This window comes from Photobacterium frigidiphilum, assembly GCF_003025615.1.
Classification (GTDB): Bacteria; Pseudomonadota; Gammaproteobacteria; order Enterobacterales; family Vibrionaceae; genus Photobacterium; species Photobacterium frigidiphilum.
In genome coordinates, this window is the sequence record NZ_PYMJ01000001.1 from 187878 (window position 1) to 205386 (window position 17509).

The 17509-nt window shown below is 40.5% G+C and carries 14 protein-coding genes; 10 read left to right on the plus strand and 4 right to left on the minus strand.

Features of this window, described 5'->3' with window-relative positions:
• Positions 1-3 precede the first annotated feature (3 nt).
• The 5 genes from C9J12_RS00775 to C9J12_RS00795 all read left to right on the plus strand — a co-directional run bounded on the left by C9J12_RS00775 (position 4) and on the right by C9J12_RS00795 (position 5304).
• Positions 4-1515 (plus strand): inactive transglutaminase family protein, encoded by a 1512-nt coding sequence (locus C9J12_RS00775; protein WP_107240971.1) that lies wholly within the window; start codon positions 4-6, stop codon positions 1513-1515.
• 3 nt (positions 1516-1518) lie between these two features.
• Positions 1519-2493, plus strand: a complete 975-nt coding sequence (locus C9J12_RS00780) for an alpha-L-glutamate ligase-like protein (protein WP_107240972.1) — start codon at positions 1519-1521, stop codon at positions 2491-2493.
• A 154-nt stretch (positions 2494-2647) separates the two neighbouring features.
• Positions 2648-3829: a MalY/PatB family protein gene (locus C9J12_RS00785; protein WP_107240973.1), complete on the plus strand. Its 1182-nt coding sequence runs from the start codon at positions 2648-2650 to the stop codon at positions 3827-3829.
• A 73-nt stretch (positions 3830-3902) separates the two neighbouring features.
• Positions 3903-4406 (plus strand): VC2046/SO_2500 family protein, encoded by a 504-nt coding sequence (locus tag C9J12_RS00790; RefSeq protein ID WP_107240974.1) that lies wholly within the window; start codon positions 3903-3905, stop codon positions 4404-4406.
• Positions 4407-4614: 208 nt separating this feature from the next.
• The gene (locus C9J12_RS00795; RefSeq protein WP_227876239.1) at positions 4615-5304 is read left to right on the plus strand and encodes an SDR family oxidoreductase; all 690 of its coding nucleotides are present in this window, start codon (positions 4615-4617) and stop codon (positions 5302-5304) included.
• Between the two features lie 51 nt (positions 5305-5355).
• Here C9J12_RS00795 and adhE read toward each other — a convergent pair whose 3' ends face one another.
• Positions 5356-8061 carry a bifunctional acetaldehyde-CoA/alcohol dehydrogenase gene (gene adhE, locus C9J12_RS00800; RefSeq protein ID WP_107240976.1) on the minus strand — a complete coding sequence of 902 codons (2706 nt, stop codon included), beginning with the start codon at positions 8059-8061 and terminating at the stop codon, positions 5356-5358.
• Between the two features lie 750 nt (positions 8062-8811).
• Between adhE and C9J12_RS00805 the strand changes: the two genes are divergently transcribed.
• Both C9J12_RS00805 and C9J12_RS00810 read left to right on the plus strand, forming a co-directional pair.
• Complete coding sequence (locus C9J12_RS00805; protein ID WP_107240977.1) at positions 8812-9450, plus strand: YchE family NAAT transporter; 639 nt, start codon at positions 8812-8814, stop codon at positions 9448-9450.
• Between the two features lie 204 nt (positions 9451-9654).
• Entirely contained in the window at positions 9655-10473 is an 819-nt protein-coding gene (locus C9J12_RS00810) for an ion transporter (protein ID WP_107240978.1), read from the plus strand.
• Between the two features lie 217 nt (positions 10474-10690).
• Here the strand turns inward: C9J12_RS00810 and glpQ are convergent, their stop codons facing one another.
• Positions 10691-11773 (minus strand): glycerophosphodiester phosphodiesterase, encoded by a 1083-nt coding sequence (glpQ, locus tag C9J12_RS00815; RefSeq protein ID WP_107240979.1) that lies wholly within the window; start codon positions 11771-11773, stop codon positions 10691-10693.
• A 423-nt stretch (positions 11774-12196) separates the two neighbouring features.
• Positions 12197-13591, minus strand: a complete 1395-nt coding sequence (gene cysS / locus C9J12_RS00820; protein ID WP_107240980.1) for a cysteine--tRNA ligase — start codon at positions 13589-13591, stop codon at positions 12197-12199.
• Between the two features lie 215 nt (positions 13592-13806).
• Here cysS and C9J12_RS00825 point away from each other — a divergent pair, with 215 nt between their 5' ends.
• Both C9J12_RS00825 and lpxH read left to right on the plus strand, forming a co-directional pair.
• Complete coding sequence (locus tag C9J12_RS00825; RefSeq protein ID WP_011217841.1) at positions 13807-14304, plus strand: peptidylprolyl isomerase; 498 nt, start codon at positions 13807-13809, stop codon at positions 14302-14304.
• A 40-nt stretch (positions 14305-14344) separates the two neighbouring features.
• Positions 14345-15082 carry a UDP-2,3-diacylglucosamine diphosphatase gene (gene lpxH, locus C9J12_RS00830; RefSeq protein WP_107240981.1) on the plus strand — a complete coding sequence of 246 codons (738 nt, stop codon included), beginning with the start codon at positions 14345-14347 and terminating at the stop codon, positions 15080-15082.
• Positions 15083-15169: 87 nt separating this feature from the next.
• Here lpxH and C9J12_RS00835 read toward each other — a convergent pair whose 3' ends face one another.
• Entirely contained in the window at positions 15170-16063 is an 894-nt protein-coding gene (locus C9J12_RS00835; RefSeq protein ID WP_107240982.1) for a sulfite exporter TauE/SafE family protein, read from the minus strand.
• Positions 16064-16285: 222 nt separating this feature from the next.
• Here C9J12_RS00835 and C9J12_RS00840 point away from each other — a divergent pair, with 222 nt between their 5' ends.
• Positions 16286-17509 carry an EAL and HDOD domain-containing protein gene (locus tag C9J12_RS00840; protein ID WP_107240983.1) on the plus strand — a complete coding sequence of 408 codons (1224 nt, stop codon included), beginning with the start codon at positions 16286-16288 and terminating at the stop codon, positions 17507-17509.

Here is a 17509-nt window from a genome sequence, read left to right on the forward strand (position 1 = left end):
GTCATGACGTCAAGAATACCTTTTTACTTTATAGTTTCATTACTCGTTTTTGCGGGTATTGCACTAAGCATGTACCGTCATGATGTGTATGGCGTACCTTGGACGCCAGGTGCAGAACGTGCCGTTTGGGAAGTGGAAGCACGCGTTGAATTCGATGCGATTGGTGATCCGGTTAAAATCTCAATGGCAGCACCTGAAACACAGCAGGGCTTCACATTAATTGATGAAAGTACGTCATCACCAGGTTACGGTGTTGCGTTAATTGATACCGATAAAGGTCGCCGTACTGAATGGTCTATTCGTGAAGCAATGGGACAACAAATTCTGTATTACAAAACGCAGATGCTTATCGATGATCAGGCCAATTATAAAGACACCCCTCCCAAGGGTGAGCCAATGATGGTTAGCTTAGATAACCCGCAACAAACCGCTGCCACAGCATTGCTTGACCAAGCCCGCACTCGTTCTTCTGACAACCTGACTTTGACACGTGAATTGATTAAACAATTTAACGATAAACAAAATCAGAATGCAGGTTTGCTTCTCAACAACCTAAGCCGTGAAGAAGCCATTACTGGGCTACTTTCTTTAGAAAAAATTCATAGCCGTGTAGTAGGAGGGCTTCAACTTGAAGACGGTCGTCGCCGCCAAAGCATTAATCCTATGGTTGAAGTATGGGATACCGCCTCTGAAAAGTGGGAGCTATTTGATCCCCTAACAGGTAACGAAGGTCGCCCTGATAACGTATTAGTATGGAATCAGCAAGGTCATTCATTATTGGATGTTGTTGGCGGTCGTAACTCACACATTAGTTTCTCAATCATTGCACAAGATATTACTCCTCAACAGGCAACAAGAGAAAAAGTACAAGCAGAAGACCTCTTAAACTTCTCGATTCATACGCTGCCAGTTGAAGAACAAGCGATGTTCAAAACCATCATGCTCGTGCCTATTGGTGCGCTGATTGTTGTTTTTCTTCGCGTTATCATCGGGCTAAAAACATCAGGTACATTCATGCCTGTATTGATCGCAGTGGCATTTGTACAAACACAGTTGATCACCGGTATTATCGGCTTCTTATTGATTGTGGGGACGGGGCTAATAATTCGTAGTTACCTCTCAAAGCTCAATTTACTTCTCGTCGCCCGAATATCCACGGTCATTATTTCGGTAATATTGATTATTTCAGTATTTACCGTTGTTGCCTTTAAGATTGGTTTGGTTGAAGGTCTGACGATTACATTCTTCCCGATGATCATCCTATCGTGGACTGTAGAGCGTATGTCAATTCTATGGGAAGAAGAAGGCGCAAAAGAAGTCTTCATTCAAGGTGGTGGTTCATTGTTAACAGCGGTTTTAGTCTACCTCGCAATGACCAATGAGATTGTTCGTCACCTAACATTTAACTTTATCGGTATGCAGCTTATTATCATGGCTGTCATTCTAGTGCTCGGTAATTACACAGGCTATCGTTTAAGCGAACTTCGTCGATTCAAACCATTAACGGAGGACTAAACTATGTCTATATTGTCACAGTTCACCTCACCGTTTAAGCTGCGTGATCGCGGTATTATGGGCATGAATAAGCGGAATCATAGCTATATTGGTCGCTATAACGACCGGACGCTTTATCCGTTAGTTGATGACAAGTTAAAAACGAAAATTATCGCACAAGCAGCCGGTGCAACAGTCCCCGATCTGATTGGCGTCATTGATAGCCAAGTGTTCGTAAAACGTGTTCACGACATGGTTAAAAACTGGCCGGGATTTGTTATCAAACCAGCACAAGGCTCTGGTGGTAAAGGTATTCTTGTTATTATTAATCATAAAGATGGTATTTATACCAAGCCATCTGGTGCACAAATAAATAAACAAGATGTTGAGCGTCACGTTACCAATACACTGGCGGGGTTGTTCTCTCTGGGTGGTAAGAATGACGTAGCAATGATTGAAAACCTGATCCAATTTGATAATGTGTTCGATGGTTTCAGTTTTGAAGGTGTGCCTGATGTACGTGTCATCGTATTTAAGGGCTACCCTGTAATGGCGATGATGCGTTGTTCAACCGCAGCATCAGATGGTAAAGCAAACTTACACCAAGGTGCTGTTGGGGTCGGTATCGATATTGCGACAGGCACAGCGGTACGGGCAGTGCAATTTAATCAACCGATTGAACATCACCCAGATACCGATAGATTGCTAAGCGAATTAGCGGTACCTAATTGGAGTAAGTTATTAACACTTGCAGCCAGTGCATGGGAAATGACAGGGTTAGGCTATTTGGGTACTGATATGGTACTTGATAAAAGCAAAGGTCCTATGGTGTTAGAACTCAATGCACGACCAGGTTTGGCCATTCAAATTGCCAATGGCTGCGGTTTGCTACCTCGCCTACAACATATTGAGCATTTAGGTACAACGTTTAAAATGCCACCACCAGAAGAACGTGTTGCTTATGCCGCCGATCAGTTTGGCACTAAACCAACGTTCTAATTGAACAAGATAACCTGAATTTAGGTTAAGAGTAATATCTAAGCCTCAGAGACTATCTGGGGCTTTTTTATATCTCAAAAATGTGCGAATAATATTACTTTCAACAAAGCCTAAGCAATTATTCATCTAGCTTTCAAAACAAATGGAATTCACTATGTCAGCAACTATATCTAATGCGTTATTTGACTCACATGTCGACCGCAAACAAACCAATAGCATAAAGTGGGATAAGTATCAGAATGCAGATATCTTACCCATGTGGATCGCTGACAGTGATTTTCGTGTACCTAAAGAAATAACAGAAGCATTACAAGAACATATCAGTCATGGTGTTTTTGGCTATGGTAAACCCCCTGCTCGTTTAACTGAATTACTCGTTGAGCGTATGAAAACGTTATACAACTGGGATATTCAACCCGAGTGGATTGTATTCTTACCCGGTCTAGTATGTGGCCTTAATCTCGCAGTGCGTTCACTAACAGAAGCACATCAAAGTGTGATTACGCCAAGGCCAATTTATCCTCCATTTGTATCATCCATTAAACTAGCGCAACGTACTGCTTCATACGCGCCAGTCACATTGCAAGATAAACGCTGGTTAATCGACTTTACACAAGTGGAAACCGCTCCAGAGTCCAAGCTTCTCTTGTTCTGTAACCCATTAAACCCTGGTGGAACGGTATATCGTCGCAACGAATTAGAACAAATATTAACGTTCGCTGAAAAAAATGACTTATACGTATGTTCCGATGAAATTCATTGCGATTTAATTCTAGATACGGATGTAAAACACATACCGTTTGCAAGTTTGAATAAAAGCGCCGAGCAACGGTCTGTCACGTTAATAGCACCCAGCAAAACCTTCAATATCGCAGGTCTTGGAGCATCAATGGCTATCATTCCAAATTCTGCTCTGCGTCATAAATTCAATAAAGTGCGAGCGGGAATAGTACCCGATGTTAATGTACTCGCCTATACCGCTGCACAAGCGGCTTATGAAAGCGGACAGCCATGGTTAGAGCAACAACTTGCCTACTTACGGCAAAACCGTGGCACGCTAACAGCTGCCATCAACAGCATGCCTTATTTAACGATTCAGCACATTGAAGCCACCTATTTAGCATGGATTGATGCTTCAGCGTTACCTGTCACAAGCCCTTTTAAATTCTTTGAGCAGGCAGGTATTGGTCTTTCTCCTGGAGCCGATTTTGGTGATCCCAAATTTGTACGGTTAAACTTTGGCTGTACCCATGAAACGCTTGTTGAAGCCTTACGCCGTATGCACGTCGCCATTGATACATTAGAAAAAGATACGCTTGAATCATTTCATCAATAATGAATATTTAGACTAAAGTTCTGCTATTACAGACCGATAAAGAGATACTTTAATAAGGAATCTCTTTATAACGATGCAAGTCCATACTTTAGATAAAGCACTGCTAATTAACGAAGTGCAGCTTGGTAACCAACTCAACCATGCGGTTGAAGGTGGTCGCCGTGCTGACTTTGCGTTAATGCTGGCTTTTCTATCACCGGATCATCTAGAGACAACCCCCGTAGACTCAGCGTCAGAACAGACAGAAGCAGATCTACGTGCATACTTTGAACTACCCGAACCACAACCACTAACGAGTACCGAGCATTGTTATAGCCGCGGAGCCGCTCAAGCAGATGTTTTTCATAAAGGTGGTTTAAGTAGTTCGCAATTTCTTCATGAATTAAAGCCAACAGCACTTACTTTCCCCCCGCTAGGTACGAAAGGTATGCCCGAAGAGTTGTACCACAACCTTTCAGGTCACGAACGCCGCAAATTACCGCCAACGGAAGATGCAACCATTCAAGCGTCACCACAAGATTTGTATTTATCATTGATACAATCAAAACGCTATGCAGAGATGTATCATTCAGCATAATGCTACCTACTCTTCCAGCATTCGTTAGATAAATATTTATTTCGTGACAGTCATCATAGCTTTGATACCTTCCAAAGGAAGCATCTTCACACTTTACTAACATTTATTAACAGAGTCTCATTATATGCGTGTCTTTTCACATTCAATCAATTGAAAAGGCGTCAATATATTCAAATAACGTTAGTAATTTATAAGTTGGATGGTAGGAATGGATATTGCGAACTCAGTTATTTTAATAACAGCAGCAGGCAGTCCGATGGGAAAAGCAATTTCAATGCACTTTGCCTCCCTAGGGGCACAACTTGCTTTACTTGATACTAATCCATCTACACTCAAACAAACCTATGAGGCATGCCTTGCAATTGGTGGTTCCTGCGAACAATTTTTACTAATCAGTAAAGATGAAAATACCATTATGCATATCATCAATGATGTGCATAATCATTTTGGGGCAATCGATATACTCGTCAATTATTGGTTGGGGGAAGATCTTCCAAGCTTATTCAGTGATGGTTCTGTTGATAAATTCAGTCGTTCGATAACAAAAGGGGCGACAACTTTTTTTATTTTTGGTAAACAAGCCGCTAACTACATGCGAAAAAACAACAGCAAAGGTCTAATTATTAACCTTGCAGCTCATCAATTCAATACTCAAACCACCATCACCTCTGGATCAAAAGCGATGATTTCTGGTTTAACACAAAGTTGGGCATCAGAACTTGCTGAATTTAATATTCGGGTTGGTGGGGTTGTACCTATGAGCTTCAGCCACGAAGCAAATAACCCACAAGGTAATTTATTAAACCAGCACCTTCAATACGAAATAGTAAGAAGCGCTGAATATATAGTGGCAAATGATTATTTTAATGGAAGAATGATCGAGGCAGAAGTGGGATAAAAAAACCCGCCAAATTGACGGGTTCTATAATTATGATTCGCTATTTAAGAATTAAGCTTTAGCTGCTTCTTTCTTTGCTTTCACTTTTTCTACTTTTTCAGCAACTACTACTGGCTCAGACTTCTTAATTACAGTCGTACCTTCGAAAGTTTCACCTTCGATATACGGAGTACCGTAATAAGCAGACGTTAGTACTTCTTTCAGCTCGCTGATAAGAGGGTAACGTGGGTTAGCACCAGTACATTGGTCATCGAACGCTTCAATTGATAGTTGATCTAGTTTCGCTAGGAAGTCAGCTTCTGGAATACCAGCCGCTTGAATTGATAGCGGGATATCTAGTGCAATTTTCAGCTCTTCTAACCATGTTAGTAGACGTTCAATCTTCTGAGCAGTACGGTCGCCAGCTTGAGATAGACTCAAGTGATCAGCAACTTCTGCATAACGACGGCGAGCTTGTGGGCTTGCATACTGAGAGAACGCAGTTTGCTTCGTTGGGTTATCGTTCGCGTTGTAACGAATTGTGTTAGAAATCAACAATGCGTTAGCTAAGCCGTGTGGTACGTGGAACTCTGCACCCACTTTGTGAGCCATTGAGTGACACACGCCTAGGAAAGCATTCGCAAACGCAATACCAGCGATAGTTGCAGCATTGTGCACTTTCTCACGAGCGATTGGGTCAGCTGCACCATTTGCGTAGCTTGATGGTAGGTATTCTTTAAGCATCTTAAGCGCTTGAAGAGCCTGGCCATCAGAGTATTCGTTAGCAAGAACAGAAACGTAAGCTTCTAATGCGTGAGTTACTGCATCGTAGCCACCAAATGCTGTTAGCGACTTAGGCATATTCATTACTAAGTTTGCATCAACGATAGCCATTTGAGGTGTTAATTCGTAATCAGCTAATGGGTACTTAGCACCTGTCTTATCGTCTGTAACAACAGCGAAAGGTGTTACTTCAGAACCCGTACCTGATGTAGTAGTAATACATACTAGCTCAGCTTTCTTACCCATTTTAGGGAACTTGTAAATACGCTTACGAATATCCATAAAACGCATTGCTAGTTCTTCAAAGTGAGTTTCTGGGTGCTCGTACATAACCCACATGATCTTCGCAGCATCCATCGGAGAACCACCACCAAGCGCGATGATTACGTCAGGCTGGAAGCTCTTCATCGCTTCTGCGCCTTTCTCAACAATAGACAGTGTTGGATCCGCTTCTACATCAAAGAAAGTTTGAACTTCAATACCTTGTGCTTTAAGTAGTTTAACTACATCATCAGCATAACCGTTGTTGAATAAGAAACGGTCAGTAACTAGGAATGCACGTTTTTTGTCTTCAAGATCGCTCATTGCGATAGCAAGGCTACCACGACGGAAGTAAATTGACTTAGGTAGTTTATGCCACAACATGTTCTCAGCTCGCTTCGCTACAGTTTTCTTGTTGATTAGGTGCTTAGGACCTACGTTCTCAGAGATAGAGTTACCACCCCATGAACCACAACCAAGAGTTAGAGAAGGTGCAACGTTAAAGTTGTAAAGGTCACCGATACCACCGTGAGTAGTCGGGATGTTTACAAGAATACGTGCAGTCTTCATCTTGTCGCCGAAGTACTTGATACGATCTTTGTTTACATCTTGGTTAGTATATAGACCAGATGTGTGACCGATACCACCGATATCAACCATAGTACAAGCTTGCTCTACCGCATTTTCAAAAGAAGTTGCGCGGAACATACCTAACGTTGGAGATAGTTTTTCGTGTGCGAATTCGTCTTCGTGCTTAACTTCAACGCCTTCACCGATAAGGATCTTTGTATCAGCAGGAACAGTAACACCTGCCATTTCAGCAATTTTAGTTGCTGGCTGGCCGACGATGTCTGCGTTTAGGTTACCGTTGATAAGCAAGATTTTACGTACTTTATCAGCTTCAGCTTTAGACAATACATAACCGTTGTGAGAAGCAAAACGTGCTTTCACTTCGTCGTATACTTCGTCCATAACGATAACTGCTTGCTCAGAAGCACATACAACACCGTTATCGAATGTCTTAGACATAAGCACAGATGCTACAGCACGCTTAATATCAGCAGTTTCATCAATAACTACAGGTACGTTACCTGCACCAACACCGATAGCTGGTTTACCTGAAGAGTAAGCCGCTTTAACCATACCTGGACCGCCAGTCGCAAGAATAAGGTTAATGTCGTCATGCTTCATCAATGCATTTGAAAGTTCAACTGAAGGTTGGTCAATCCAACCAATGATGTCTTTTGGTGCACCAGCAGCAACAGCAGCATCAAGCACTAATTTAGCAGCATCGTTAGTAGAGTTTTTAGCACGTGGGTGTGGCGAGAAGATAATTGCGTTACGTGTTTTAAGAGAGATAAGAGATTTGAAGATTGCAGTAGATGTTGGGTTCGTAGTTGGTACGATACCGCAAATGATACCTACTGGTTCTGCGATAGTCATGGTGCCGAACTCTTCGTTCTCTTCCAAAATACCGCACGTTTTTTCGTCTTTGTATTTGTTGTAGATAAATTCTGAAGCGAAGTGGTTTTTGATAACCTTATCTTCAACAATACCCATACCAGACTCAGCTACAGCTTGTTGAGCTAGAGGAATACGTGCGTTGTTCGCAGCTAGAGAAGCAGCGCGGAAGATTTTATCAACTTGCTCTTGAGAGAAAGTTGCAAACTCTTGTTGAGCAGCTTTAACGCGGGCAACCATTGCATCTAGTTCAGCCATATTTGTAACAGGCATAGTTAACTCCTAACTTAATATTGAAAATTCTTTAGTAAGAATACGTCTTAAATCCTTTAAGGCGGCTGGATGGAAATTTATAATTCCTACAATCCCGCAACACACATACTTAGTAAATTGCTTTCAAAACTGATTATAAAATTTCACACCCCGAATTAATTTGATTTAGATCACTTGTAATCCAAAAGGAGTAAAAATTGTCAAAATTTGATCTCAAAAAGTTTTAATCAACAACTTACAGCCAAATATACGACATGTAACCACTTTTAAGGTAAGTAAAATAAAATAAACCGTTAAAACACGCGGAAATATTACGTAATTTTTTTACACAATATGTAAAAAACGTTATCAGTTGTGACAATAATCACGTTTTTAACCACTAATCGATTAAACTTTGTTTCATACTTACTAGCACATGCATTACCCACTTAGAGTAATACAGCCAGCCCTAAGTTTACAGCTCATTAACAACGAACAAAATCATTAGAATGTTTATTGTTAGATATAACAATTTTTAATTGGTGGATTCATCTTCTTTAGCTTAAAGTGTCGCTGATTGGCAGGGACTCGGATAAGTCATCATTAGACAATAATGATTAATTTCTCATTCTCCCTTTATGTTCTTGTGTTTTATGCCTTCAATTAACTGTTATCAAACCAGAATTAATGAATGTGAATAGGGAATGTAAATGCAAATCGTGAGCAAGAAGTACGCTTCTTTTTTATTAACGTTTGTCTAATGGTCAAACAATGCAGTCACTAGAATTCGCCATCTTCTTACAATTTTTCGTCGGTTTAATTGCGGCGGTAAACCCGATAGGCATTATGCCAATTTTCGTTACTTTAACGGCTCATATGGGCCCTGAAGAAAGAAATAAAACCGCGCTTACGGCTAATATAGCTGTCACCGTTATTTTGACCGTGTCTTTACTTGCCGGGCAATTACTACTTGATATGTTCAGTATTTCGCTCGATTCCTTTCGGGTAGCTGGCGGCTTATTATTACTATCAATAGCCTTCTCAATGATGAGTGGTAAGCTCGGTGAAGATAAACAGAATAAGCAAGAAAAATCAGAATCCGCTAGCAGAGAGCAGATTGGCGTAGTCCCCCTCGCCATGCCGTTAATGGCAGGTCCTGGTGCGATTAGTTCAACAATCGTATACGGCTCTCGCTTTCCTGGAATCCCTAATACGCTTGGTATTGCCGCTACAATTATCGCGTTTGCATTCTGCTGTTGGATGTTGTTTAGAGCTGCACCCATCATTGTTCGATTCTTAGGTCAAACAGGTATCAACGTTATTACCCGTATTATGGGCTTGATATTAGCGGCTTTAGGCATTGAATTTATAGCTACAGGCTTAAGAGCACTGTTTCCAGGCTTAAGTTAATAGTTAGTGCAGTACGGGCGTTGAATCGCCAGAAGTTTGATTCAAACAAGGGCTACCGATTAGCGTAGTCCTTTTTGTATATGGTGAATTCTAACTTATTCATTATACTATATTAACCTCCCCCTTTTAATGATGCCTTACCGTAGGCGATAAATAGCCTTTCGTAATAAAACATCATTTTTTAACGCTTAGTGAAGAATGACCATGGCCACATTTACTCAACGACAAAAGATATATCAAGTCATTTTTGGTACTAGTACGCGAGCTGGTCAAAACTTCGATATAGCCTTAATCATTGCGATATTAAGCTCTGAAGCCATACTCATTTTATCGTCAGTCTCAGCAGTAGAAACACGCTTTCCTGATACGTTATTATATGCAGAGTGGCTGTTTACTATATTGTTTACGATTGAATATATTACTCGATTGTATTGCTCCCCTAAGCCAGTTGCTTATGCCCGTAGTTTTTACGGCATCATAGATTTACTTGCAATTATTCCGGCCTATGTTGCCTTTTTCATACCCGGCTCTAATTACCTACTGATTATTCGCCTTATAAGAGTATTGCGAATATTCCGAATACTTAAATTGGCGCGTTATCTAAGAGATTCCAACATCTTGCTACGTTCTTTAAGACAAGCACAACGTAAGATATTCGTCTTTTTTAGTTCAGTACTCATTCTAGTGATAGTATTTGGTTCGTTAATGTTTGTTATCGAAGGGCCCGACAATGGCTTCACCAGCATTCCACAGAGTATCTACTGGGCAATAGTGACCATAACCACCGTAGGATATGGTGACATGATCCCCCACACCTTTATGGGAAAAGCGTTGGCTTCTCTTACCATGCTATTAGGTTATTCAATCCTTGCGGTACCTACAGGCATCATTACAGCTGAGCTCAGCCAAGAAATGAAGACGCATCGTGAGTTTATTCGCTGTCCAAACTGTGCCACCAGCGGCCATGAAACAGATGCGGAATACTGTAAAAAGTGTGGGACGAGACTACCGGAACATCTATGAAGTGAATGTTACATGTTTGTTTGGCTGTGATTTATTTTACAGCTAAAATTAAATAGAATTCAATCAACACAAGCGCAACAAAAAAAAAGACAATACGCTTACTGTTCACTAAAACACAGCTGCGATATTGCCTTTTTGATTTTGTCACTCAAGTTTATACCGTAAATGTTAACGAAACTGAGCTTTCAGTTTGTATCAAAACAAGCGTATTTATTCTCTACTTTTCAGTGGCGAGATAATTGACTGCTTTGTCTGGAAAATCAGTGAATACACCATCAACATTGGCTGTATTATAGAAAATATCTAACATATCATCAAAGTTATTGGCATACGTTGGAATTCTGCCTTGGTCTGCGCGGAATGTGTACGGGTGTACTTTCATGCCTTCAGCATGTGCTGCTTTAACCAACCCTGTTAACTGAATGTTACCTTTAGAGGATTTGTCTGATACAACCATTGGCTTCCATGGTCCGATACCATCAGCATATTTCGCAACTTGCTCCATCCCTTTTTTCTCAAACATCCAATCATAGCTGTAAGGCTGTGAATTGCCTTTCTTGTCATACACCATGGTTTCATTCCAATCGGTATACGCCATTAACTGTATCAGCTTCAGATCCATACCCATGGCTGGCATCAATTCTTCATGAATACGTTTTAGCTCATTAAAATCGAACGTTTGCAGATACACATTGCTGCCTTTATCGGTATAGCCATACTCTTTCAGCACTTTTAATACCGCTTTACTGATATCTTTACCTTCATGACGATGGAACCAAGGAGCTTTAATTTCAGGGTAGATACCAATGTCATAACCCAACGATTTATTCAAACCTTGGATCATTTCAATTTCTTCTTCAAAAGTCGGGACTTTAAAATCAGACTTCCAGATTGGGTAGCGTTCAGGGAAACCTTGAACCTGTTTACCCTCTTTATCAACATTAAAGCCTTCGGTTACACTCAACTGCTTGATTTCAGCAAGAGTAAAGTCTATCGCGTAATATCGACCATCTGTACGTGCTCGGTCTGGAAACTTTTGCGCGACATTTGTAACACGATCAAGATAATGATCATGAAGCACCACAAGTTTATCGTCTTTTGTCATAACGACATCTTGTTCAATGTAATCTGGCTTCATAGCATATGCCATCGCCTTTGCAGCCAAGGTGTGTTCAGGCAGATACCCCGATGCGCCACGGTGGGCAACAACGACTTTATCTGTTTCAGAAGCTGAGTGAGCAAAAAATGGGGACATAAGTAAGGTGCTACTAACAGCAGCGGTAAGCCATAGCTTTTTCATTATTATTTTCCTTAATAATCAATACTTACCCTTCATGATATTAAAAGGGGGGAACAAGTATGAGTAAGATAAACCACGAAAAGAATAATAAAGATTTCTTTCTATTTAGCTTCGACTCATTATACTAACTGTGATCGATTTCGCTCGAAATCGAACATTTACACTTCGAATGGTGACACCGGATCCATAATCAAAATCTCTTTTTGATGCAAAAAAGTGCACCTAAATTTTTCTATCCTGTTTTTTTCATGATCGCCTTTATCTTCCGTTTATCAAAAACAACAATAAAAACAGCGATGAAAATAAAAAAAAGACACAAAAAAACCGAAGTTCATACTTCGGCTTTTAATTTTCCTGCTAACTCATCATTAGCGTACGTTTACACACTGTAACTTACAGAGTGTGTAAACTGACAATCTGCAATTACTTGCGACGCCACGTTGTTCCTTGCGGACCATCTTCTAAAATAATCTTCATGGCAAGTAACTTATCACGAGCAGCATCGGCAGCAGCCCAGTCTTTTGCAGCACGAGCATCAAGACGTTGTTGAACTAAACTTTCAATTTCAGCCACATCATCTTGACCAGCACCGCCTTGAAGGAAAGCTTCTGGGTCTTGTGACAATAAACCTAAAATATCAGCCAATTCACGTAAACGAGCACCTAATGCTGATGCTTGCGTAATGTTATCAGCAATTGTTTCATCAGCTTTTAGACGGTTGATTTCTCGTGCTATATCAAATAATACGGAATACGCTTCAGGGGTATTAAAGTCATCATTCATTGATGCAGTAAAGCGCGTCACAAACTCTTCGCCGCCTTCTGCTTGCGCAGTCAAATCCAAACCACGTAATGACGTATATAAACGCTCTAGTGCTGAACGAGCTTGCTTAAGGTTATCTTCACTGTAGTTCAATTGGCTACGGTAATGACCCGACATCAAGAAGTAACGCACACTCTCTGAGTCATAATGTCCGAGTACATCACGAATCGTGAAAAAGTTACCTAATGATTTAGACATCTTTTCGCGATCGATCATTACCATGCCGCTGTGCATCCATGTGTTCACATATTGCGAACCCGTTGCACAGCATGATTGTGCTATTTCGTTTTCGTGATGTGGGAATTGTAAATCTGAACCGCCACCATGAATATCGAAATGATCACCTAAAATGGCAGAGTTCATTGCTGAACATTCAATGTGCCAACCTGGACGACCAGCACCCCATGGTGATTCCCAAGTAGGCTCACCAGGCTTAGACATTTTCCACAATACGAAATCAAGAGGACTACGCTTAGCCATATCAATATCAACACGAGCGCCCGCTTGAAGTTGATCTAAATCTTGCTTAGATAAGCGACCATACTCTTCAAACTTGCTCACTTCGAACATAACATCGCCATTACTCGCCACGTATGCAAAGCCGCGCTCAATTAAGCGTTCGCACATGGTAATAATTTCAGCAATAAATTCTGTGGCACGCGGTTCAATATCAGGACGCTTCATGCCTAAAGCATCAAAGTCTTTATGCATTTCACCAATTAAACGTTCTGTTAATGAATCACAGCTTTCGCCATTTTCAGCCGCACGCTTGATGATTTTGTCATCGATATCCGTAATATTTCGAACAAACGTTAAATCGTAACCAGAGTATCGCAGGTAACGAGAAACAACATCGAAAGACACAAATGTACGACCATGCCCAATGTGACATAAATCGTAAATGGTTACCCCACAGACATACATGCCTACTTTACCAGGCTGAATGGGTTTGAATTCCTCTTTCTGTTTTGTCAGTGAGTTATAGATCTTCAACATGCTTCGTACGTACTCATTTAATGGGTGTCGATATAAGAGAAGTAATTATACCCAAACATCGTCAAGATGCGAGTTTCAGAGAGAATTTATTGACTTCTAGTACAATGGTGCATCGTATTATTACCGCTATTTCAAACATCAAAATTTGTATGAATAGGTACTAGTAAGTTAGACTTCAAAGTCTAAGCATATACAATCCATTAAAGGACAATCTCATGGTAACGCTTCACACAACTTTTGGTGACATCAAGATCCAACTTAACACAGAAAAAGCGCCTGAAACGTGTGCAAACTTCCTACAATATTGCCGTGACGGTTTCTACAACGATACGATTTTCCACCGTGTAATTGATGGTTTCATGGTCCAGGGCGGCGGTATGTCTTCTGGTATGGTTGAAAAAGAAACACGTGAAACAATCAAGAACGAAGCAAGCAACGGCCTAAGCAACAAAGTGGGTACACTTGCAATGGCACGTACAATGGAACCGCATTCTGCAAGTTCTCAGTTTTTTATCAACGTTAACGATAACAAATTCCTAGACTTTAAATCAGAAACGCCTGATGGTTGGGGTTACTGTGTATTTGCTGAAGTTGTTGAAGGTATGGATGTTGTAAACAAAATCAAAGCTGTTTCTACTGGTAACAGCGGTTACGTTCACCAAGACGTACCTGTTGAAGATGTTGCAATCAACAACGTAACAATCGAAGAATAATCTTTGATTAGGGTGAGCGTTTGCTCACCCTCTTTCTATTATGACGACTCTCTTTATTGCAGATTTGCACCTCAGCGCTGAACGTACAGATATCACCAATTGTTTTCTTCACTTCATGCAACAAGAAGCAAGAAACATTGATGCGCTCTATGTACTCGGCGATTTATTTGAAATGTGGATTGGAGATGACGATAACTCACCTTTCCTGCAACAGATAAAGCACGCATTCAAACAGCTCACAGACTCAGGCGTACCTTGCTACTTCATTTATGGTAACCGTGATTTTTTAATTGGATCGCGCTTTTGCCAAGAAACAGGCATGACATTATTACCTGAACACACAGTTATCGACCTGTACGGTACACCCACGTTAATCCTTCATGGCGATACACTTTGCATTGAAGATGAAGATTATCTACGTTATCGAAAAAGAGTACATAACCGTTTCATTCAGTGGCTATTTTTCTGTTTACCTTTAACGTATCGCCAAAAGGTTGGGGATAAGATTCGTAGTGGTAGCAGTAAAAATAATAAAGAAAAAACAACCAGTATTATGGATGTAACGCCAGATGAAGTCATACGATTAATGGCAGAACAAAACGTCGTTGATATGATCCATGGTCATACTCACCGTCCTGATGTACACCATATTGACGTTAATGGAAAAGCCGCAACCCGTACGGTTTTAGGTGATTGGTATCATCATGGTTCCGTTTTAGTGTGTACTCCTGATGGCTGTAAACTTGAAACGCGTGATTTCAGTGAAAAAAACCAATAGCGTGTGGTATCCCAACGATAAACCAATAAAAAAGGTACGCCAAAACGTACCTTTTCTCATTTAGCTTTTTATATTAGACGGTTAAAACTAGCTAACAGAAGGTTCAGTACGCATACTGACTCGCTCTTTTGCCCATGAGCGATACATCGTCGCTGAAGTATAAAGTACAACAGCAGTCACTAACCAAGCCAACACATGCATATCTAATGACTTCACTAAATACGCCGCAATAACCACACCAATCGGTCCTGTAATGGCCACTACAATCGCTGCACGGCTATTAATTCGATTCATACGAATAAAGCTGCCGGCAGAGAAAAAACTCAAAAATGCACAAGAACACATCATAATAGGGAAAGCTGCCAGCGGGTGCATACCCAGTAAATAAACCATTACCATACACGGTGCATATAAACCAATACCAACGGTCATTAGCGCACCAAATAAGAAGTTACCAATAATACCAATGGCTAATTTCCAGCCAGTTAACCCCAAGCTCATCCCACCTAAAGGAAACAGCTTTAACTGCCCCGCAAGCATTAACCCTGCAACAATGAGTAAAGCAATGCACATTACAAGGCGAATGACTTGTCGATCCCAACTCGACACTAAACGAGCCCCCCACGTTGCGCCTAAACAAGCAGCAATAACAAGGCTAACTAAGGTCGTTGGATCAACATCTACAGCCGTTAAAAAGATCAACGATTGTACAACGGTTGCTAAAACAGCTTGGCAATTCAGCGTGCCGGGTAACAGCTGATCATCAATAAGCTTAAATTGTTTATAACCTGCCGTTTTTATAGCAAAACTACCAACACCTAATGTGTCGCAAAAGTTGGCAAAGCCACCAATAAAAGCAATAGGAAGTATTCTTGTTTGCGCCTCATGCGCTCGGTTTTTTCGCCATGATAAAAAAAGCATAGCAATAAACACGCCTCCTCCTACAAGCAATCCCGCTTGTAGCAAGGTAAATATATTCATTTAAAGTACAATATGTTGAAAAAGGAAAAATATTATCTATTAATGCCTGTAATCAGTCTTTGTCCTATATCATTGTCTTAATTTGTAATGAACATCACATTGGGTATTGATAGTAATTTGTAATATAACTAATCAAATGATTCTATTCACTAGCATTATTAATGGGTACAATTGGCATTGTTTTCCTATTCATTTCCTTCATATTGGTTATACGAAAAGCACATGCATTCATACCTAGCACGGCAACCTATTCTAAATAAAGACAAAGTAACCGTCGGGTACGAATTACTTTTTCGTGATGGCCCAAATAACTGCTTCCCTGATGTTGAAGATGAGCTCGCAACCAATCGTTTATTGATCAATAATTTTTTCACTTCAGGGTCATCACAAGTCACTGCGGGTAAAAAAGCCTTCGTTAATTTCCCAGAATCAAGCCTTCTTCAAAGAACGCCTCTTCTTTTTCCCAAGCAGAGTTTTGTGATTGAAATACTGGAAAGTTGCACCCCTTCGGATGCATTACTAGAAGCGGTAATTGAGCTCCATAAAAAAGGTTACACGCTGGCATTGGATGACTTTGTTCCAAGTAAAGATTGGCTACGTTTTTTACCTTTTATCCATATTATTAAATTTGATATCCGTGCGATACCAATAGGTAGAACGCGCTTTTTTATACAAAAATATAAGAAAAATAATATTAAGTTTTTAGCAGAAAAAGTCGAAACGTATGCTGAATTCATTGAAGCTAGTGATGCTGGATTTGATTTATTTCAAGGCTTCTTTTTCAGTAAGCCCGAAATGATACAAAGTAGGTCGCTGACACCATCGGCTTTAACAACAATGCAGCTCTATCAAGAAATATGCTTACCGCAAGTTAACTTTGATAACGTTGAAAAAATTATAGCTACCGATGTATCACTGTCATACAAATTGCTTCGCCATGTAAACACTATTACATCGTCAAAGTCGAAGCCTATTTCATCGTTCAAACAGGCATTAGTCTATTTAGGTGAAGAAAAATTACGCCGCTTTATTTCTTTTGTCGCTGCGTCTCATGCTTTGGCAGAGAAACCTCAATCGTTATATAGCCTATCCTTACAAAGGGCTAACTTTTGTGAGCGTTTAAGTGTGCTCGTAACCCCAAAAATAGTGAGTAATCAGGCTTTTTTAACGGGCTTATTTTCACTCCTTGATTCATTACTTGATCAGTCAATTGAAGAGTTAATTGAACAATTGCCTTTAAGCGCTGGAATTCAAGCTGCGCTAGTGAGTAAAACAGGATCTCTCGGTATAATGCTAAAATTGGCTATGGCTTATGACCAAGCAGACTGGGGTAAAGTCTCTCTCTACAGCAAAGAACTGGGTATTGATGAAACAAACGTTGCAGAGGTCTATGTTGAGTCATTAAAATGGGCAGCAATTATTGAGAAATCATCAGCGACCAAATAA